The sequence below is a fragment of the Type-D symbiont of Plautia stali genome, assembly GCF_001485335.1.
GTDB lineage: Bacteria > Pseudomonadota > Gammaproteobacteria > Enterobacterales > Enterobacteriaceae > Pantoea > Pantoea vagans_C.
Map to the genome: position 1 here is coordinate 1 of NZ_BBOC01000093.1, position 20595 is coordinate 20595.

General features: G+C 54.5%; 20 protein-coding genes and 1 other RNA gene. 8 read left to right on the forward strand and 13 right to left on the reverse strand.

Annotated elements, in window-relative coordinates; translation table 11 throughout:
• Window positions 1-280 (forward strand): NADPH-dependent FMN reductase family protein (locus PSSD_RS22005; protein ID WP_201023844.1); only part of this gene is annotated, 280 nt, incomplete at its 5' end.
• Here PSSD_RS22005 and PSSD_RS22010 read toward each other — a convergent pair.
• Window positions 277-693: a protein YgfX gene (locus PSSD_RS22010; RefSeq protein WP_058973687.1), complete on the reverse strand. Its 417-nt coding sequence runs from the start codon at window positions 691-693 to the stop codon at window positions 277-279. The two genes, PSSD_RS22005 and PSSD_RS22010, sit on opposite strands and share 4 nt — an antisense overlap.
• Complete coding sequence (sdhE, locus tag PSSD_RS22015; RefSeq protein ID WP_039331837.1) at window positions 668-934, reverse strand: FAD assembly factor SdhE; 267 nt, start codon at window positions 932-934, stop codon at window positions 668-670. Before sdhE ends, PSSD_RS22010 begins: the two co-directional genes overlap by 26 nt.
• A 218-nt stretch (window positions 935-1152) precedes the next feature.
• Here sdhE and ygfZ point away from each other — a divergent pair, with 218 nt between their 5' ends.
• A complete protein-coding gene (ygfZ, locus tag PSSD_RS22025; protein ID WP_039331841.1) occupies window positions 1153-2136 on the forward strand; it encodes a tRNA-modifying protein YgfZ in 984 nt (327 codons plus the stop codon).
• 183 nt (window positions 2137-2319) lie between these two features.
• Here the strand turns inward: ygfZ and trhA are convergent, their stop codons facing one another.
• Window positions 2320-2973: a PAQR family membrane homeostasis protein TrhA gene (gene trhA, locus PSSD_RS22030; protein ID WP_058973688.1), complete on the reverse strand. Its 654-nt coding sequence runs from the start codon at window positions 2971-2973 to the stop codon at window positions 2320-2322.
• 176 nt (window positions 2974-3149) lie between these two features.
• On the opposite strand from trhA, the gene PSSD_RS22035 reads away from it, so the two are divergent.
• Together PSSD_RS22035 and PSSD_RS22040 are read left to right on the forward strand one after the other, a co-directional pair.
• A complete protein-coding gene (locus PSSD_RS22035; RefSeq protein WP_058973689.1) occupies window positions 3150-3881 on the forward strand; it encodes a MurR/RpiR family transcriptional regulator in 732 nt (243 codons plus the stop codon).
• 126 nt (window positions 3882-4007) lie between these two features.
• The gene (locus PSSD_RS22040) at window positions 4008-5447 is read left to right on the forward strand and encodes a 6-phospho-beta-glucosidase (protein WP_058973690.1); all 1440 of its coding nucleotides are present in this window, start codon (window positions 4008-4010) and stop codon (window positions 5445-5447) included.
• A gap of 139 nt (window positions 5448-5586) precedes the next feature.
• On the opposite strand, the gene PSSD_RS22045 is transcribed toward PSSD_RS22040, so the two are convergent.
• From PSSD_RS22045 to PSSD_RS22080, 8 genes are all read right to left on the reverse strand, one after another.
• Window positions 5587-6330: an SDR family oxidoreductase gene (locus tag PSSD_RS22045; protein ID WP_058973691.1), complete on the reverse strand. Its 744-nt coding sequence runs from the start codon at window positions 6328-6330 to the stop codon at window positions 5587-5589.
• 169 nt (window positions 6331-6499) lie between these two features.
• Window positions 6500-9373, reverse strand: coding sequence for an aminomethyl-transferring glycine dehydrogenase (gcvP, locus tag PSSD_RS22050; RefSeq protein ID WP_039331851.1), 2874 nt, complete (start codon window positions 9371-9373; stop codon window positions 6500-6502).
• A 98-nt stretch (window positions 9374-9471) separates the two neighbouring features.
• Window positions 9472-9858: a glycine cleavage system protein GcvH gene (gene gcvH, locus PSSD_RS22055; RefSeq protein ID WP_058973692.1), complete on the reverse strand. Its 387-nt coding sequence runs from the start codon at window positions 9856-9858 to the stop codon at window positions 9472-9474.
• 21 nt (window positions 9859-9879) lie between these two features.
• Complete coding sequence (gene gcvT, locus PSSD_RS22060; protein WP_058973693.1) at window positions 9880-10977, reverse strand: glycine cleavage system aminomethyltransferase GcvT; 1098 nt, start codon at window positions 10975-10977, stop codon at window positions 9880-9882.
• A 506-nt stretch (window positions 10978-11483) separates the two neighbouring features.
• The gene (gene ubiI, locus PSSD_RS22065; RefSeq protein WP_058973694.1) at window positions 11484-12686 is read right to left on the reverse strand and encodes an FAD-dependent 2-octaprenylphenol hydroxylase; all 1203 of its coding nucleotides are present in this window, start codon (window positions 12684-12686) and stop codon (window positions 11484-11486) included.
• Between the two features lie 20 nt (window positions 12687-12706).
• Complete coding sequence (ubiH, locus tag PSSD_RS22070; protein ID WP_058973695.1) at window positions 12707-13885, reverse strand: 2-octaprenyl-6-methoxyphenyl hydroxylase; 1179 nt, start codon at window positions 13883-13885, stop codon at window positions 12707-12709.
• Window positions 13882-15204 (reverse strand): Xaa-Pro aminopeptidase, encoded by a 1323-nt coding sequence (pepP, locus tag PSSD_RS22075; RefSeq protein WP_082672344.1) that lies wholly within the window; start codon window positions 15202-15204, stop codon window positions 13882-13884. The genes ubiH and pepP overlap by 4 nt, the downstream gene beginning before the upstream one ends.
• A gap of 47 nt (window positions 15205-15251) precedes the next feature.
• Complete coding sequence (locus tag PSSD_RS22080) at window positions 15252-15833, reverse strand: YecA/YgfB family protein (protein ID WP_039331862.1); 582 nt, start codon at window positions 15831-15833, stop codon at window positions 15252-15254.
• Window positions 15834-16002: 169 nt separating this feature from the next.
• Between PSSD_RS22080 and zapA the strand changes: the two genes are divergently transcribed.
• From zapA to PSSD_RS22090, 3 genes are all read left to right on the forward strand, one after another.
• On the forward strand, window positions 16003-16332 hold the full coding sequence (zapA, locus tag PSSD_RS22085; protein WP_039331864.1) for a cell division protein ZapA: 330 nt from the start codon (window positions 16003-16005) through the stop codon (window positions 16330-16332).
• Window positions 16333-16371: 39 nt separating this feature from the next.
• A non-coding RNA gene (gene ssrS, locus PSSD_RS26245) (6S RNA) lies at window positions 16372-16555 on the forward strand.
• 71 nt (window positions 16556-16626) lie between these two features.
• Window positions 16627-17226, forward strand: a complete 600-nt coding sequence (locus PSSD_RS22090; RefSeq protein ID WP_058973696.1) for a 5-formyltetrahydrofolate cyclo-ligase — start codon at window positions 16627-16629, stop codon at window positions 17224-17226.
• A 43-nt stretch (window positions 17227-17269) separates the two neighbouring features.
• Here PSSD_RS22090 and serA read toward each other — a convergent pair whose 3' ends face one another.
• Together serA and rpiA are read right to left on the reverse strand one after the other, a co-directional pair.
• Window positions 17270-18508: a phosphoglycerate dehydrogenase gene (serA, locus tag PSSD_RS22095; RefSeq protein WP_039331868.1), complete on the reverse strand. Its 1239-nt coding sequence runs from the start codon at window positions 18506-18508 to the stop codon at window positions 17270-17272.
• A gap of 279 nt (window positions 18509-18787) precedes the next feature.
• Window positions 18788-19447: a ribose-5-phosphate isomerase RpiA gene (gene rpiA / locus PSSD_RS22100; protein ID WP_039331870.1), complete on the reverse strand. Its 660-nt coding sequence runs from the start codon at window positions 19445-19447 to the stop codon at window positions 18788-18790.
• Window positions 19448-19627: 180 nt separating this feature from the next.
• On the opposite strand from rpiA, the gene PSSD_RS22105 reads away from it, so the two are divergent.
• A complete protein-coding gene (locus PSSD_RS22105; protein ID WP_039331873.1) occupies window positions 19628-20533 on the forward strand; it encodes a LysR family transcriptional regulator ArgP in 906 nt (301 codons plus the stop codon).
• Window positions 20534-20595: the final 62 nt, after the last annotated feature.

Genomic DNA, 20595 nt, shown 5'->3' on the forward strand with positions numbered 1-20595 from the left:
GATTGTGGCGCTGTACGGTATGGGCGACCAAATGGAGTACGCGGAGTGGTTCCTGGATGCGCTGGGGATGCTGCATGAATTGCTGCAACCGATGGGCGTGCAGTTTGTCGGTTACTGGCCATTAGAAGGCTACGAGTTTACCAGCAAGAAACCGCTCACCGCTGACGGTACCCAGTTTGTCGGCCTGGCGCTCGATGATGTCAATCAGTTCGAATTGAGTGAAGAGCGTGTTGAACAGTGGTGTGAACAGGTTCTGACCGAAACGGCTGCGCTGCTCTAGGCCGCAGCGCCCTCTCGAAGCAAACAGCAGGCGCGCAATGTGCGCCATTCGTTTGGCGGCAGGTTGTCATGCATCAACCATAGCCGCCAGCGTTTGCCTTGCGGATTACGCAACTCCAGCAGTACGCCGCAGGCTAGCCAGTCCGCTTTTCGCGCCAATCGCCAGTGCTCTCCACGCCACAGCCAGTTTCCCTGATCATCCAGCACTAAACGACCGGTACGCTGCATCAAGCGTCGTTCGTTGTGCCAGCACTCAAGCAGCAGGAGCAGCAATACAGGCACTTGCCCCCATTGCCATTCGGCAGGCCAACGGAGGCTCATCAACACGCCAGCGACCAGTAAAAACAGCGCCACGTTCAGTGCTCTGGCACTGCGTGACGCCTGCAAATCACATTGGTACCGGACCGCGTTCACGGTTGCGCTGTTGGATCAGTTGCACCATGCGTTTGAACTCGGGATCGGCCGGTTCACCGTGGTTCATCAACCAGTTAAACAGGTCTGGATCGTCACTCTTCAGCAGAGCAATAAACACCTGCTTGTCGGTGTCGGTCAGCGAATCATACTCAAATTTAAAGAACGGCATGATGGAGACATCCAGCTCCAGCATGCCGCGGCGGCACGCCCACTGAACGCGAGCTTTATCATGAATATCCATGTGTCATTTTTCCATGGCTGAAAACAGTGGCGCTCAGTGTACCTGCTTTTTGAAAACACTGCAGGCGCTGTGCCTCATGCTGCGCGATATGACGCAAAGCAGTTTCACCCATTGCAGGGTTATCACGCGATTTGTGCGCCAGATTCGGTAAACAGGTTGCAAACCCGCACTGCTCTTTTAACATTGGAAGCATTATCGTTATTAATCAGGATGCACACATGCCGATTTTTACCCTTCCACCACGCCAGCCTGCTGCGGCGTCACGCTTGCCTTTAACCCTGATGTCGCTTGATGAGTGGGCGCTGGTTGCCGTGCAGGGAAAAGACAGTACGTCTTATCTGCAAGGTCAATTGACGCTGGATGTCGCCGCAATGGACGCTACGCAGCATCGCCCTGCCGCGCATTGTGATGCCAAAGGCAAAATGTGGAGCAACCTGCGTCTGTTCCATCGCGGTGAGGGTTATGCCTATATCGTGCGCCGTAATCTGCATGAACAGCAGCTTACCGAACTGAAGAAATACGCGGTGTTTGCCAAAGTCACTATTGCTGCGGATAACGAAGCCGTACTGCTGGGTGTCGCGGGCTTCCAGGCACGCGCCGCACTGGCGGACCTGTTCCCGGTACTGCCGGATGCTGAAACACCGGTGGTGCAGCAGGATGACAGCACGCTGCTGTGGTTCGCCCAACCTGCCGAGCGCTTCCTGCTGGTGACCACCCGAGCGCAGGCAGAATCTTTAAAAGAGAAGCTGGCGGGAACCGCACAGTTTAATGACAGCCAACAGTGGCTGGCTTTGGACATTGAAGCAGGTATTCCGGTGATCGAAAGCGCGACCAGTGCGCAGTTGATTCCGCAGGCCACTAACCTGCAAGCCCTTGACGCGATCAGCTTCAAAAAAGGCTGTTACACCGGTCAGGAGATGGTGGCCCGTGCGAAATTCCGTGGTGCCAACAAGCGCGCCCTCTATTGGTTGGCAGGCACGGCCAGCAAAGTCCCCCAGGCTGACGGTTCAATGGAACTGCAGATGGGCGATAAATGGCGTCGTACCGGCACCGTGCTGAGCGGCGTCCAGCTGGATGATGGCAGCGTGTGGGTGCAAGTGGTGATGAACAACGATCTGGAGCCAGACAGCGTGCTGCGTGTGGAAGGGGATGAAGGCGGTAAGCTGACGATTCAGCCATTGCCGTATTCGTTGGTGGATTAAAGCTAATGCCAGGTGCGCATGAATGCGCACCCTACGACTATCGTCATCCGCTGTTGAGTCACCATTTATGACGTAATGCAGCTCCGCTAAGCCCAAAATGAATATGTATGCTGCTGCGCATGATCGCGTAACCTACTCATATTGCGCTCGATGGTCGTAGGGTTGCCATTTATGGCGACCAGCTTACATCACATAAAAATAGATCGCGCAGAAGTGCAATACGCTGCCGCCCAATACAAAGCCATGCCAGATAGCGTGGTTGTAGGGAATGCGGCGCGAGACGTAGAAAATCACCCCCAGCGAATAGACAATCCCACCGGCCGCTAACAGCCATACTCCACCCGCTGCCAGCTTGGTGGCAAGCTGGTAAATCACCACCAGCGATAACCATCCCATGCTGAGATAGGTCACCAGCGAGAGAATTTTAAATCGGTGCGCGATGGTGAGTTTGAAGATGATCCCCGCCAGCGCCAGACTCCAGATCACCACCATTAACCCTTGCGCCAGCGGCGATTTCAGCCCCACCAGCAGGAAAGGTGTGTAAGTGCCCGCAATCAATAAATAGATGGCGCAATGGTCGAATTTCTTCAGCCAGTGCTTCGCTTTCTGATATGGAATCGCGTGATAGAGCGTCGAGGCGAGGAACAGCAAGATCATGCTGCCGCCATACAGGCTGTAACTGGTGATGGCGGTGATATCGGCTCGCATGTCAACGGCTTGCGTTAACAACAATACCAAACCGACAACCCCGAAAATACAGCCAATCCCGTGGCTAATGCTGTTGGCAATCTCTTCAGCTAACGAGTAGCCCTGAGCGATAAGTCGATTCTGTGCCATGCGCTTCATTCCTGAACAATGTAGAGAGAGCTGTGCTTTTTCTGTGCATCAGAGTAACCAGGAAAAATTTCAGAGTACACCTGTACGCTAAAATAATTCTATGTAGGAGTGTTACGACCCGCCGCACGTTCAATCTGTTACACTGGCCGCTCATTTTGCCGATGAGTGCCGCCTGCATGTTTTCACACCGCGATCTGTCCAGCCTGAATGACCTTGAGATGCAGGTTTACCACTTCATCATCAAACATCGGGAAAGTGTCAGTTATATGACGATTCGCGAACTGGCCGCTCAGGCAGCGGTTTCCACCACCACCGTGCTGCGTTTCTGCCGCAAAATGCACTGTGAAGGCTGGTCAGAATTCCGCATCCGTTTTCGTCTGGCACAGGAGCAAGCAGCGCCTGAGTTGATGCCGTCTGGCGTCGGTGAAATGCTCAGCTTTTTCAAAAGTATTCATAACGATGAGTTTGAGCAGCAGATCGCGCAAGCCGCGCAGATGATTATGCAAGCCGAGCATATTTTCTTTATTGGGGCAGGCACTTCTGGCAGTCTGGGTAAATATGCTGCGCGCTACTTTTCTAATATTGGAAAATTCAGCCATCACATTGACGACCCTTATTATCCGGTCAGTAATAGCGCGTACGAAAATGCGCTGGCCATTATTTTATCGGTCTCCGGTGAGACTGAAGAAATCCTGCGTTTTGCCAGCCAGTTTAGCCTGAATCACTGCAAAATCATTTCGATAACCAACCATGAAAGCTGCTCACTGGCAAAAATGGCGGACTTCAATCTTTCGTATCATATGCCGCAGATGAAACTGGGTGACCGCCTCAATATCACCACACAAGTGCCGGTGATCTATATTCTGGAAACGCTGGGTCGCTATATTTCCCGCGCCACTGCTATATAAAACACCCTGTTTTTTAGCTGTGACAAATCACCTAATTCTTAAGGGTGTTATATCGTGACTTCCATTATTGGCAGGTTACACTGCAGGCAGTGAGTTATTTCGCAAACAGTGTAATGGGGTATGCCGATGAGTGAAGGATTGCAATTACCGAAAGGGTTTCTTTGGGGTGGCGCGGTTGCCGCACATCAGGTTGAAGGCGGTTGGGATCAGGGCGGTAAAGGTGTCAGTATTGCCGACGTGCTGACCGGTGGTGCACATGGCGTGGATCGCGTGATTACCTCTCGCGTTGAGGCCGATAAATACTACCCCAATCATCAGGCTGTCGAATTCTATTCTCACTATAAACAGGACGTAGCACTGTTTGCCGAAATGGGCTTTAAGTGCTTCCGCACCTCGATTGCCTGGACGCGCATCTTCCCGAATGGGGATGAGCAACAGCCGAACGAGGCGGGCCTGCAATTCTATGATGACCTATTCGATGAGCTGCTGAAGCACGGCATTGAACCGGTGATCACCCTCTCCCACTTTGAAATGCCTTATCACTTGGTCAAAGAGTACGGCGGTTGGTCCAACCGTAAAGTGGTCGATTTCTTTGTGCACTTCAGTGAAGTCGTTATGACGCGCTATCAGCACAAAGTGAAATACTGGATGACCTTCAACGAAATCAATAACCAGCGTAACTGGCAGTATCCGCTGTTTGGTTATTGCTGCTCTGGCGTGGTGTTTACCGAGCACGAAAAACCGGAGCAGATGATGTATCAGGTGATGCACCATCAGTTCGTTGCCAGCGCCAAAGTGGTGAAACGTGGCCGCGAAATCAACCCGAGCTTCCAGATTGGCTGCATGATTGCCATGGTGCCGGTCTACCCGTTCTCTTGCCATCCTGATGATGTGATGCTGGCGCAGGAATCGATGCATCAACGCTATGTGTTCAGTGATGTGCAGATGCGCGGTGCCTATCCTGCCTACACCCTGAAAGAGTGGGCGCGCAAAGGTTATCAGATTGAGATGCACCCAGAAGATGCCGACACGCTGCGTCAGGGTTGCTGTGATTACGTAGGTTTCAGCTACTACATGAGCAACGCGGTGAATACCCAAGCCAGCGGCGTGGACGACCCGATTACCGGCTTTGAGGGCGTGGTGCCGAATCCACATGTGAAAGCCTCTGACTGGGGTTGGCAGATCGATCCCGTGGGCCTGCGCTATGTGTTGAACTCGCTGTATGAGCGTTATCAAAAGCCGCTGTTTATCGTTGAGAATGGTTTTGGTGCGATTGATAAGCCGAATGCTGACGGGTTTATTGAGGATGATTACCGCATTGATTATCTGCGCGCACACATCGAAGAGATGAAGAAAGCCGTGGCGCTGGATGGCGTGGATCTGCTGGGCTATACGCCTTGGGGCTGTATTGATTGTGTGTCGTTCACCACCGGCCAGTACAATAAGCGTTATGGCTTTATCCATGTTAATAAGAACGATGATGGCAGCGGTGATTTTGCCCGTTCGAAGAAGAAGAGTTTTGCCTGGTATCAGCAGGTGATTGCGAGTAATGGCGCGGAGCTGTAAGGCGCGCAATGAATTGCGCTGATACGTTATCTGCGTGAATCTGTAGCGGCGCGATTTATCGCGCTTGCCCGCAGCGGTGGCGTTGCGGCGAGATGCGCAATGAATTGCGCCGCTACAGATTACCCTAACAGATCAGAATTTAACGACCACCCGCCGCATCAATAAAGGTGCCGGTTACATAGGAAGCGGCATCACTCGCCAGCCAGAGAATCGCCTCGGCGACTTCTTTGGCCTGACCGCCGCGCCCCATTGGCAGAGAGCCAGCGACCCGATCCACTCTTCCCGGTTCACCGCCATCGGCATGCATTTCGGTGTAGATCAATCCTGGTCGCACGCTATTGACGCGAATGCCGTGTGCCGCCACCTCCAGTGATAATCCTTTAGTCAATGTATCCATCGCACCTTTAGACGCCGCGTAATCAACGTATTCGCCTGGCGCCCCCAGGCGTGAGGCAGCAGAAGAGACATTAACAATCGCGCCGCCCTGCCCGCCATGCGCGGTGCTCATGCGCTTGACCGCTTCACGAGAGCAGATAAAGGTTCCGGTGACGTTAGTGGCGAATACACGTTGAATACGTTCGGCGTCGAGATCCTCAACGCGGCACTGGGTAAACAAAATTCCGGCATTGTTGACCAGCACGCGCAGTTTGCCATCTTGTTGATCAAGCTGCTGGAACATGCGCACCACCTGGGCTTCATCCGCGATATCCGCCTGCACGGCAAAAGCACTGCCGCCTTGCGCTGCAATTTCATCTACTACTTGCTGAGCCTCAGCTTCACGCTGGCGATAATTGACCGCCACGCGATAGCCAGCCTGTGCCAACAGAAGCGCCGTCGCCCGTCCAATACCCCGGCTACCGCCAGTGACTAATGCCAGATCCATGATGCCTCCAAAATGAAAAGGGCCGATTTCTCGGCCCTCAGGATTTTTCCACTGAAGCAGTTTAGCTTAAATAGTATGCGTTGCAGCAAGGCGGCAAGCGTGTTCATCCACGGGGCTTACATCAGTAATGTGACCGTGGTGAACGCCGCTGCGGCTCAAACTATAACGGCTAAATGTATTCGCTCATCGGAACGCATGAACAGAACACATTACGGTCACCAAACACATCATCCAGACGCTTCACGGTTGGCCAGTATTTGTTAGCGCTGCCTGCCGGGAACACCGCCAGCTCACGGGTGTAGGGGTGCGCCCAGTCGCCGACGATCTCCATCTGCGTGTGCGGCGCGTTCACCAGCGGGTTGTCATCGGCTGGCCATTCGCCATCGGCCACGCGGTCAATCTCCATGCGGATAGACAGCATCGCATCGATAAAGCGATCCAGCTCGATTTTGCTTTCCGATTCGGTTGGCTCAACCATCAGCGTGCCCGCCACCGGGAATGACATGGTCGGTGCATGGAAGCCGTAATCGATCAAGCGCTTGGCAATATCCAGTTCGCTGATACCGGTTTGCTCTTTCAAAGGACGAATATCGAGAATACATTCGTGCGCGACGCGACCATCACGACCCGCATACAGGATCGGATAAGCGGATTGTAGACGGCTGGCAATGTAGTTGGCATTAAGGATCGCAACCGAGCTGGCTTGCTTCAGGCCTTCCGCGCCCATCATGCGGATGTACATCCAGCTAATCGGCAGAATGGAGGCGCTACCGAACGGTGCCGCGGAAACCGCACCTTGTTGCGTCAGCACACCATCAATTTGCACAACACTGTGGCCAGGTACGAACGGGGCCAGATGCGCTTTCACGCCGATTGGACCCATACCCGGACCGCCACCGCCGTGTGGAATGCAGAAGGTTTTGTGCAGGTTAAGGTGCGAGACATCTGCGCCGATGTAACCTGGGGTAGTGATGCCCACCTGAGCGTTCATGTTGGCGCCATCGAGGTACACCTGGCCGCCATACTGATGCACGATCTGGCACACTTCACGAATAGTTTCTTCGTAAACACCGTGCGTCGAAGGATAGGTCACCATGATACAAGAGAGCTCATCACCCACCTGAGCCGCTTTCTCGCGCAGATCGCCCAGGTCGATGTTGCCTTGTTTATCACAGGCCACCACAACCACCGCCATGCCCGCCATCTGTGCAGATGCAGGGTTGGTGCCGTGAGCAGAACTTGGGATCAGGCAAACATTACGTCCACCTTCGTTACGGCTCTCATGATAGCGACGAATCGCCAGCAGACCGGCATACTCACCCTGCGCACCGGAGTTCGGCTGCATGCAGAGTGCATCGTAACCGGTGAGTTGCACCAGCCATTGAGAAAGCTGGCCAATCATTTGCAGATAACCTGAAGCCTGATCGGCTGGGCAGAACGGATGCAGATCGGCGAATTCAGGCCAGGTGATCGGGATCATTTCCGCTGCGGCGTTGAGTTTCATGGTGCATGAGCCCAATGGGATCATCGCCTGATTCAGCGCCAGATCTTTTTTCTCCAGACTGTGCATGTAGCGCATCATCTCGGTTTCGCTATGATGGCGATTGAACACCGGATGGGTCAGGAAGGCGCTTTCACGCACCATACCCGCTGGAATAGCACTGTTTTCAGCGGCAACGCTGGCATCCAGCGCGTCAATATCCTGACCATGCGCATCACCCAGCAGAATGGCGAACAGCGCCTGCACATCTTCACGTGAAGTAGTTTCATCAAGGGTGATACCCACGCCGTTGAGCACGTCATTACGCAGGTTAACACCGAAGCTCAGCGCACGATTCAGCACTTCGGCCTTATCAGCCACTTCAACGGTCAAAGTATCGAACCAGCTGGCGTGGCGCAGTTTCAAGCCGCCATTTTGCAGACCGGCGGCCAGAATGCTGGTCAAACGGTGGATGCGTGAAGCGATGCGCTTCAAGCCATCAGGGCCATGATAGACCGCATAAAGACCCGCGATGTTGGCCAGCAGCACCTGTGAAGTACAGATGTTGGAGTTCGCCTTCTCGCGACGAATGTGCTGCTCACGGGTTTGCATCGCCATACGCAATGCGGTGTTGCCTGCTGCATCACGCGAGACACCGATGATACGGCCCGGCATGGAACGCTTGTGCTCATCACGGCTGGCAAAGAAGGCGGCGTGCGGACCGCCATAGCCCATCGGCACACCAAAACGCTGTGCAGAACCAAAGACAATATCCGCGCCCTGTTTGCCCGGAGCTTCTAACTGCACCAGCGCCATGAAATCAGCGGCAACGCTGACCACCACTTTGCGGCTTTTCAGCTCAGTCATCAGCGCGCGGTAATCATGTACTTCACCGCTGGTGCCGACCTGCTGCAGCAGCACACCGAACAGATCGTCGTGATCCAGCGCTTTGTCGGCGCGATCGATGATCAGCTCAAAACCAAAGGTTTCAGCACGGGTACGCACCACGTCCAGCGTTTGTGGATGGATATCGTCGGCGATAAAGAATTTACCGGCGTTTTTCAGTTTACTGACGCGCTTTGCCATCGCCATCGCTTCAGCGGCGGCAGTGGCTTCGTCCAGCAGTGAAGCAGAGGCGATATCCAGTCCGGTTAAATCGAGCGTCAGGGTCTGGAAATTCAACAGCGCTTCCAGGCGGCCTTGTGACACTTCCGGCTGATAAGGGGTGTATGCGGTGTACCAGCCTGGATTCTCCAGCATGTTACGCAGGATAACCGGCGGAGTGATCACCGCACTGTAGCCCATGCCGATCCAGGATTTGTAACGTTGGTTCTGACTGGCAATGGCTTTCAACTCTGCCAGCGCTTGCTGCTCGGTCGCGGCATCACCTACTGCAGGTGGGCCTGGCAGTTGGATGTCGGCAGGAACAATCGCGCTGATCAATGATGACAGCGAACTGGCACCAATCGCTTCCAACATGGTGGCCTGCTGCGCGGGGGTAGGACCGATGTGGCGCTCAATGAAAGCACCGTTGTGTTCAAGCTGGCTGAGAGTCTGGGTCATTTGCAGTAAATCCTGAATCGGGCTGGGTGGCAAAACGGCATAAAATCAGGCAGATAAAAAAGAAGGTGCCGCATTGCAGCACCTTCTGTGGCTACCGGTTACTCGTCGATGGCGCCTTTGTACGCATCGGCATCGAGCATTGAATCAAGTTCTGACAGGTCGCTGGCTTTGATACGGAACAGCCAACCCTCGGCGTAGGGTTCGCTGTTTACCAGCTCCGGCGCGTCAGCTAAGGCTTCGTTAACCGCCACGATTTCACCGCTCAGTGGAGCATAGATATCGGATGCGGCTTTAACGGATTCCGCCACGGCACAGTCGTCACCGGCAGCAAAAGTCGCGCCAACGTCGGGCAGGTCAACAAACACCATGTCGCCCAGCAGTTCTTGAGCGTGTTCGGTGATACCCACGGTAAAGGTGCCATCGGCTTCTTTACGCACCCACTCGTGGCTATCGCGGTATTTCAATTCATTAGGCACATTGCTCATCGCCATTTCTCCTGAAAAAAATTACTGAGCGACCGGCTTACCGGCGCGAACAAAAATCGGTTTAGTCACTTTCACCGGCATTTCACGATTGCGGATCTCTACAATCGCTTGCTCACCAATGCCTGCTGGCACACGTGCCAGCGCGATGCTGCAACCCAGCGTCGGGGAGAAGGAACCACTGGTAATAATACCCTGCTGCGGCTGACCTTGTTCGTCAGTGAAGCGAACCGGCAAGCCGTTACGCAGCACCCCTTTTTCGGTCATGATCAATCCAACCAGCTTTTCAGTGCCTTTCGCACGTTGGGATTCAAGGGCTTCACGGCCGATAAAATCACGATCGCTGGGTTCCCAACTGACGGTCCAGCCCATGTTGGCAGCCAGCGGTGAAACGCCTTCATCCATCTCCTGGCCATACAGGTTCATACCGGCTTCCAGACGCAGCGTATCGCGCGCGCCCAGACCCGCAGGTTTTACCCCAGCGGCCAGTAGTTTCTGCCAGAAGTCAGCCGCTTCGCTGTTAGGCATGGCGATTTCGTAACCCGCTTCCCCGGAATAACCGGTTGTGGCGATAAACAGGTTTTCCGCCTGTACCCCGAAGAAGGGTTTCATACCGGCAACGGCTTGACGCTGTGCATCGCTGAATAACGTCTGGGCTTTCTGCTGTGCGTTAGGGCCCTGCACGGCAATCAGCGACAGATCATCACGCTCAGTGAGTTCGACGCCAAACGGCTGCGCGTGCTGTTTAATCCATGCCAAATCTTTCTCACGCGTGGCGGAATTCACCACCAGACGGAAAAAGTCTTCGGTCATAAAGTAAACAATCAAATCATCAATGACGCCAGCAGAAGCATTCAGCATACCGGTATACAGGGCTTTACCCGGCTGGGTCAGTTTGGCGACATCATTGGCCAGCAGATAGCGCAGGAACTCGCGCGTACGCGCACCGCGCAGATCGACGATGGTCATGTGGGAAACATCAAACATGCCGGCATCGTTACGCACCACATGGTGCTCATCCATTTGTGAGCCGTAATGCAGTGGCATCATCCAGCCATGGAAGTCCACCATGCGAGCACCGCATGCCTGATGCTGTTCGAATAGAGGCGTTTGCTGAGTCATAACCATCCTGTGAAAACAAGTGAGCGTGACGCGCCTGCGTCACCTTTTAAGGCTGACGCAAACGTTCTCTTTGTGCTGAAGTTACCACCGAATGCGGCGATTAACCATAAGGAAAACGAGGGCGAAACACTACCATCATTCCGTGATACACCGAATATCAATCAGCATAATTCACTGCAATTTTGTGATTAACCGCGCACAAAATACGTTACTGATACATTAAACCAGCCAGATAATGGAACTCACGTCCTAAGGCGCGGAAATGGTTCGGTAACCCGCAAGCATTGGCATGAGATAAACTAATGCGAATTGATGGGTGAAATTAGAATAAATCAAACGAGGCGCAATTTGGGTGCAGGTGCGCACCAGCGTGGTGCGAAGACGTTTTTATCAGGAGTTCGGGCGGGCGCCAGCGAGCAGCTCAAGGGCCCACTTACAGGGATAAAATGAGTGTAGGTCGTGGCTCAGAGGGCGGCCCGAAGGCCGCCCGGACAGAAAGGGGAAGTTTAGCGGATCCAACTGGGCATATCGTTCAGCCCCATTGCCTGTTTCAGCATCATCGGTTTTACGCCCGGCAGCGTATCGGCCAGTTTCAATCCGACATCACGCAGCAGTTTTTTTGCTGGATGGGTGCCGGCAAATAACTCGCGGAATCCCTGCATCCCCGCCAGCATCATGGCGGCGCTGTGTTTACGGCTGCGCTCATAGCGACGCAGATACAGATGCTGACCGATATCTTTACCTTCCTGCTGCAAACGGCGAATTTCACCAATCAGTTCAGCGGCATCCATAAAGCCGAGGTTCACCCCCTGCCCCGCCAGTGGATGGATGGTGTGCGCAGCATCGCCAACCAAGGCCAGACGATGTGCGGCAAAATTACGCGCGTAACGTGCCATCAGCGGGAAGGTTTTGCGCTCACTTTCAACGTGGCACAGACCGAGGCGCATATCAAAGGCAACGGAGAGTTGCTGATTGAACAAGGCTTCCGGCATGGACTGTATCCGCGCCGCTTCCTGTGGCGACAGAGACCAGACGATGGAGCACAGGTGCGGGTCTTGCATCGGCAGAAACGCCAGAATGCCGTCTCCGTGGAACACCTGACGCGCAATCGCATCGTGCGGCATGTCGGTGCGAATATTCGCCACCAAGGCATGGTGATCGTAATCCCAGAAAGTGATCGGAATATCTGCTTTATCTCGCAGCCAGGAATTAGCACCATCTGCGGCAATCAGTAAGCGCGCACTCATCATGCTGCCGTCCTGCAGTGTGACAAAGGCTTCGTTGTCGCCAAATGCCACCTGCTGCAACTGCGCTGGAGCAAATAAGGTCACATCACTGCACTGGCTGGCGCGCTGCCACAACGCGCTGTGAATCACCTCATTTTCAATAATGTGGCCAAGGTGCGACAGCCCCTGCTGCTCATCATCAAAACTGATCGAACCAAAGCTATCTTGATCCCACACTTCCATGCCGTGATAAGCACTGGCACGCAGCGCGAGGATGCTGGACCAGACGTCCAGTTTTTGCAGCAGACGTTCGCTGGCCGCGTTGATGGCAGACACACGGATCGACGCGGCGCTCGCGGGATCAAATTGTGGCTCAGGTGCTTTTTCCAGCACGGCAACGCGCAAGCCACTGCCCTGCAATCCGCAGGCGACGGCCAGACCTACCATGCCGCCACCGGCGATGGCCACATCAAATGTTTGCATTGCTGCCCCTTAATTCATGCTTAACGCTTGACCCAGCCGAGCGTCCGCGCGGCAAGTGGGTTTCGCAGCCATGGCAGATGGTCCATTGCCACCAGCCCAAGATTTCTTCCCGCCACTAAGGGCGCATAACGGTTGGCAAACAGCCGCACCAGGCCATCGGTGACACCAATGGTCGCGGCCCGATCCGGTTGGCGACGCGCGGCAAAATGGTGCAGCACACCATAACTCCCAACGTCCTGCTGACGACGATGCGCACTTGCCAGCGTTTCCGCCAGAGACATCACATCACGCAGCCCCAGATTAAAGCCCTGGCCCGCGATAGGATGCAGCGTCTGTGCCGCATTGCCCACCAGCGCCAGACGGTGTGCCACCTGACGTTCGGCGGTTTGTAGTGCCAACGGATAGACTTCGCGCTGCCCGGTGTGGGTAAAGCGCCCCAGCCGCCAGCCAAATGCCTGCTGGAGCGTGCGCAGGAAGGTAGCATCATCCCACTGTTTAATATCTGCTTCAGCCTCAACCGGATGGCACCACACTAACGACATACGATTGCCAGACATCGGCAGCAACGCCAGTGGGCCGTGCTGAGTAAAGCGCTCAAACGCGCGCCCCTGATGCGGCAATTGCGTGGTGACATTGGCAATCACCGCCAGCTGCTGGTAATCGTCGCGCTGCCAGGTGATGCCGCAAGAGGCTGCCAGCGGCGAACGAGAACCATCCGCCGCCACCATTAACGCAGCTTCCAGCTGTTCGCCGCTGTTGAGCGTCACCTGCACCGACTCTGCACTGCGCGATACTGCGGTGACATAATCGGGGCAACGCACCGTCACGCCCGGCGCACTTTTCAGACGCTGAAACAGGCGCTGTCCCACATCATACAACTCCACTACATGGCCGAGTGCCGGGAGCTGATAATCATCCGCCTGCAACTGAACAAAGCCGGTGTGACCGCGATCGGAGACGTGAATATCGGTGATGGGCGTAGCGCAATCAGCGAGTGAACGCCACAGATCAATATCCGCCAACTGCTGGCAGGTGCCCGCCGCCAGCGCAATCGCGCGTCCATCAAAGCCGGGATGTGCACGGCTATCCGGCAGGCTGCGTTCGATCAGGGTGACGGGCAACTGACCTTGCGTAAGGTGCGAAATCGCCAATGCCAGGGTGGCGCCGGTCATGCCGCCACCTGCAATTACAATGCTCATGCGTGACGTGCCGCCGCCATCAATGCTTCAATCGCATCGGCGTCTTTGACGACGCTGTCAGTGAGGTTTTCATTGCCGTCCGCAGTGATCACGATGTCATCTTCGATACGAATACCAATGCCGCGATATTGCGCCGGCACCTTAGCATCGGGCGCAATGTACAGACCCGGTTCAATCGTCAGCACCATGCCCGGCTCCAGAATACGGTCACGACTCGGCGTGCCGTAATGGCCAACATCATGCACATCCAGCCCCAACCAGTGGCTCAAACCGTGCATGAAGAAGGGGCGATGTGCCTGCTCTTCAAACAAGGTATCGATGTTGCCTTCAAGAATGCCGAGATCAACCAGGCCGGTGATCATGATATGCACCACTTCGTCATTAACGTCGTGGATGCTGATGCCTGGGCGGAACATTGACAGTGCTTTGTAGAGAGAGGCGAGCACGATGTCATAAATCTCGCGCTGTGGCTGGGTGAATTTGCCGTTCACCGGGAAGGTACGGGTGATATCACCGGCATAACCGTGAAACTCACAGCCAGCATCAATCAGCACCAGGTCACCATCACGCATTTCACTTTCGTTTTCGGTGTAATGCAGAATGCAGCCGTTTTCACCCGAGCCGACGATGGTGTTGTAAGACGGGAAGCGCGCGCCGTGGCGATTGAATTCATGATGAATTTCGCCTTCCAGCTGATATTCGAACATACCGGGGCGGCAGGTTTGCATCGCGCGGGTATGTGCCAACGCGCTGATTTTTCCAGCGCGGCGCAGAATTTCGATCTCTTCTTCGCTTTTAAACAGGCGCATGTCGTGCACCCACGGACGCCAGTCGGTGACCGTGGCCGGTGCGCTCAAATTTTGACGGAATCCACGGCGCAGTTTTTCCAGCGCGCTGAACACCAGCTGATCAGATTCTGCATATTCACCCTGGGCGTGATAGACCACATCCAGGCCGTTCAACAACTGATGCAGCTGTTCACCGATGTCATCCCACGGCAAGGCGCGATCCACACCTAGCTTCGCGGGGGCGGCGTCTTGTCCGAGGCGGCGACCAAACCAGATCTCTGCCGTCAGGTCACGCACACGATTGAACAAAACGCTGTGATTATGCTTGTCGTCGCTTTTGATCAACACCAAAAGCGCCTGCGGCTCATTGAAGCCCGTGAAATACCAGAAGTCGCTGTTTTGGCGGAAGTTATATTCGGTATCGTTGCTGCGCGTCACTTCAGGTGCAGCAAAAATCAAAGCGGCACTGCCAGGCGCCATACGGGCAATCAGCGCCTGACGACGTTGCTGGAAAGTTTCCAGTGTAATCATGTTTGCACTCCCTGTTGAAACGGGCACAACCGCCCGCAATGACGCGCTTAGTGTAACGTAGGCTTTTTAACTTCAGGTGCGGTTGGCGTTTGCGCGCGCGCGAAGGTGTCATGGCACAACAACGCTGCCACGCGCACATACTCAATCACCTCTTCCAGTGACTGCTCCAGCTCTTCCTGATCTTCGTCTTCGTCATAACCGAGTTGCGCGATAGTGCGCAAATCGTCAATGGCTTCACCGGTCTCGCCGGTCACTTTTTCCAGCTTAGGCTGCGTCACCCCTAATCCCAGCAGGAAGTGATTCACCCAGCCCGCAAGTGCATCGGCACGGTCAAACACAGTGATGTCGTCATCTTCCGGCAGCATCAACTGGAACATAAATCCTTCGTCTTCCAGCGTACTTGCCAGGCTCTCATGCAGCGCCTGCAGAGGCTGAGACAGGCTTTGCGAAAACGCCATGCCTTCGTTGGTGAGGTCATGGACCAGGGTTTTCCAGCTGGTGTCCTGATTGCCACCGCACAAAATGCCAGAGAGTAATCCGTGCATTTCGGCAGGTGTCATACCGACACCTTGCTGTGAGAGTGCCGCGGCAAGCGCGTTGTAACCAGGAGTTGCGTTCTGTAATGACATAAGCTTTGGTCGTCGTTGGCAGAATAAGTTCGTGTTATGCTACCACCAGGTGCCTCTGAGTTTCCAGAAAAGGGGTTGTAACTTATAACTCGGGTATATATAGTTGCGCACCTCCCAACCCATTGAACGGTAAGGGAGAGCGAACGAAGTAATCAGTTAGGATGGTGGCATGTCTGCACAACCGGTAGATATTCAGATTTTTGGTCGTTCATTGAGAGTGAATTGTCCGCCTGAACAGCAAGAAGCGCTGAATTTGGCAGCAGAGGATCTCAATCAACGGTTGCAAGATTTAAAAGTTCGCACTAGAGTCACCAATACAGAGCAACTGGTGTTCATCGCCGCCTTAAACATCTGCCATGAACTGGCACAGGAAAAAGGCAAAACGCGCGACTATGCAGCAAACATGGAACAACGTATCCGCATGCTGCAGCAGACGATTGAACAAGCATTAGTTGAGCAAGGTCGCATAACTGATCGCCAGGGCCCTAAATTCGAATAACACTTCATGGTACTCGTGGTAGAGTGACGGTGAAGTCAATTTTCTCTGAGATGTTTGCAAGCGGGCCCGTCCCCTGAGCCGATATTTAATACCAACAGAATGTGACGATCCACAATTTGTGCGCATGCTCGGTCCGTCCGAGAAGCCTAATAATTGTGACGGCATGTTCACCTTGAACCATGGGTTCAAGGGTTACAGCCTGCGGCGGCATCTCGGAGATCCTCTCTTAGTTCCAACCTGTTAATTCCCGGTATGATATAGTGGCTGGCAACAGCCGACTCTGCCGGGGTTATCATGTCAGCACCCTCCCTTCTCGACCGTCAGGACATTCGTCAGCATGTGCGCCATCTGCGCCGTAATCTTACGTCTGAGCAACAGGAACAAGCCGCCGATCTGCTGGCTGAGCACGCTATCAATTTCGCACCCATTGCCAACGCACAGCGCATCGCACTGTTCTTGTCTGTGGATGGTGAAATCAGCACTCGCCCACTGATTGCCAAACTGTGGCAGCAGAAAAAACAGGTTTACCTGCCAGTGCTGCACCCCTTTGCGCCGGGCAATCTGTTGTTTCTGCGCTACACCCCGGATACGCCGCTCAATCCCAACAAATTACGCATTCCCGAGCCACCACTGGATATCACCCAGATGGCCACACTTGACCAGTTAGATGTGATGCTGGTGCCGTTAGTAGCATTTGACCATCAGGGACAGCGATTGGGGATGGGGGGCGGATTTTACGATCGCACACTGCAATACTGGCAGCAGCATGGCTTTTTACCGATGGGAATTGCCCACGATTGTCAGCGCGTGGAGGCATTGCCGGTGGCTGCGTGGGATGTGCCGTTGCCCGCCATTTTGACACCGTCAAAATTGTGGCAGTGGGATAACGCGTAGCGGTTTGAGAGGGGCGCGCCTTGGCGCGCCCGATGGCAGCAAATCAGTACAGCAGACGGGCGCGAATGGTGCCCGGAATCGCTTTCATCAGTTGCAGCGCTTTATCCGCCACATCTTCTTCCGCATCAATGTCGATAACCACATAGCCCATCAGCGGGGATGTTTGCAGATACTGGGCGGCAATGTTGATGCCCTGCTCAGCAAAGATCTGGTTAATCGCAGTCAACACACCTGGACGGTTTTCGTGGATGTGCAGTAAGCGGCTGGCGCTGGCAGCATGCATCGGCAGTGATACCTCTGGGAAGTTAACCGCAGACAGCGTAGAACCGTTGTCAGAGTACTTCGCCAGCTTGCCAGAGACTTCCAGACCGATATTTTCCTGCGCTTCCTGAGTAGAACCACCAATGTGTGGCGTCAGGATCACGTTGTCGAACTCACACAGCGGCGAGTTGAACGGATCGCTGTTGGTCGCTGGTTCAACCGGGAACACGTCGATCGCCGCGCCTGCCAGATGTTTGTTCGCCAGCGCATTGCACAGCGCCGGGATATCAATCACGGTGCCGCGTGCGGCGTTGATCAGCAGTGAACCCGGCTTCATCAGCGCCAGCTCATCAGCACCGATCATATTTTGCGTGGTGTGGTTTTCTGGCACGTGCAGGCTGACCACATCGCTCATATTCAGCAGGTCAGACAGATGACGCACCTGAGTCGCGTTACCCAGCGGCAGTTTAGTCTCGATATCGTAGAAGAAGACGTGCATGCCCAGGCTTTCTGCCAGCACGCCCAACTGCATACCGATATGACCGTAGCCAATGATACCCAGCTTCTTACCACGTGCTTCATAGGAGCCGTTGGCCACTTTATTCCAGATACCACGGTGCGCTTTGGCGTTGGCTTCAGGAATGCCGCGCAGCATCAGCAACATTTCACCAATCACCAGCTCAGCCACTGAACGGGTGTTAGAGAATGGCGCGTTGAATACCGGCACACCGCGTTTCGCTGCTGCACCCAGGTCAACCTGGTTGGTTCCGATACAGAAGCAACCTACAGCCACCAGCTTTTCAGCTGCCGCAAAAATCTCTTCGGTCAGTTGGGTACGGGAACGGATACCAATGAAGTGCGCATCGCGAATCGAGGACTTCAGCGACTCCGCATCCAGTGCCCCTTTATGGAATTCGATGTTGGTGTAACCTGCAGCGCGCAGATTATCCAGTGCACTCTGGTGAACGCCTTCCACCAGCAGGAACTTAATCTTGTCTTTTTCCAGTGATACCTTTGCCATTTCCCGACCCTATTCTGAATTCAATGAGGACTACCATAAGCTAGCCTTCTGCCAAAATATCAAAAATTTCGTGCGCAGCAATACAAACGATTGCCTCACCACCAGCATGCGCCCACGCTCAGGCAGCACAATGCCGTACAAAATCGTGACATGCGTGTTCCGCGAAGTACGAACCCGCGATTGATGAATCTTTTGTGACATAAGTCACCAAATTTCACCCTGGCGAGAAAAGATGTTTTGCGAATGGAAATAACCGGCGCGGGCTGCGCGCCGGACAGATCAATTAGTGATGGTTTTCACGCCATCTGCGGTGCCGATCAGCGCAACATCAGCCCCACGCGCGGCAAACAGGCCAACCGTCACCACGCCAGGCAGCGCATTGATGGTTTTTTCCAATGCAATCGGGTCAAGAATACGCAGATTATGCACGTCGAGAATAATGTTGCCGTTATCAGTGACCACGTTCTGGCGATACTCTGGCAAGCCACCCAGCTTCACCAGTTCACGTGCCACAAACGAACGCGCCATCGGGATCACTTCCACCGGTAACGGGAAATGACCCAGCACATCGACTTCTTTGGAGGCATCTGCGATGCAGACGAATTTCTTCGCCACCGCCGCCACGATTTTCTCGCGGGTCAGCGCGGCACCGCCGCCTTTGATCATCTGCATCTGTGGATTGATTTCATCCGCACCATCGACATAAACCGACAGCTCATCCACCTCATTGAGGTCAAAGATATGGATGCCTAACGCTTTGAGTTTTTCGGTCGAGGCTTCCGAGCTGGAAACCGCGCCTTCAATTTGATCCTTCATGGTGCCGAGCGCATCAATGAAATGCGCCGCAGTAGAACCGGTGCCAACGCCCACAATTGTGCCTGGCTCAACGTACTGCAACGCTGCCCAACCTACTGCTTTTTTCAGTTCATCCTGGGTCATGATATGTTTAAAACCTGTGCGACATCGAAGTGCGCGTAGTATAAAACAAGGCGTCGTAAAATTGCGCGGCTGTTGATGCATCGATTTAATCCTTTGGAAGCCAGCCCGCAAAAAACCACCGCAGCACAATATTACCGTTTTGTGGCATAGTACTTTCCATCCTGAACGAGAGAGAAAAAAATGAAACGCCCGGATTATCGAACGCTTCAGGCGCTGGATGCTGTGATTCGTGAGCGCGGCTTTGAGCGCGCCGCCCAAAAACTCTGCATCACGCAGTCCGCGGTGTCTCAGCGCATTAAACAGTTAGAGAATTTATTTGGTCAGCCGCTGCTGGTGCGCACCGTGCCGCCGCGTCCGACAGAACAAGGGCAGAAACTGCTGGCGTTATTGCATCAGGTTGAGCTGCTGGAAGAGGAGTGGCTGGGTGATGATAACAGCGGCGGCACGCCATTGTTGCTGTCACTGGCGGTCAACGCCGACAGTCTGGCCACCTGGTTGCTGCCCGCGCTGAAAGATGTGCTGGCGGATTCGCCAGTGCGCCTGAACTTGCAGGTAGAAGACGAAACCCGCACTCAGGAACGTCTGCGTCGTGGTGAAGTGGTGGGTGCGGTGAGTATCCAGCCACAGCCGCTGCCAAGCTGCCTGGTGGATCAGTTAGGTGCGCTGGATTATCTGTTCTGTGCTTCGCCCGACTTTGCCGCACGTTACTTCCCCAATGGTGTGACGCGTTCAGCTTTGCTGAAAGCCCCAGCAGTGGCGTTTGACCACCTTGATGATATGCATCAGGCGTTTTTACAGCAGAACTTTGATCTGTCGCCCGGCAGCGTGCCGTGCCACATCGTTAACTCGTCAGAAGCCTTTGTGCAGTTGGCACGTCAGGGTTCGGTGTGCTGTATGATCCCGCACCTGCAGATTGAACGCGAACTGGCGCAAGGTGATTTGGTGGATTTAACGCCAGGCCTGTATCAGCGCCGTATGCTTTACTGGCACCGCTTCGCGCCGGAGAGCCGATTGATGCGCAGCGTGACCGACGCATTGATCGCGCATGGTCATCGCGTGTTGCGCCAGGATGATGTGACGGCGTAAAAAGGTCGCCATTAATGGCGACCCTACACCGGTCGTGCGTGGTTTTGTAGGGTGCGCATTGA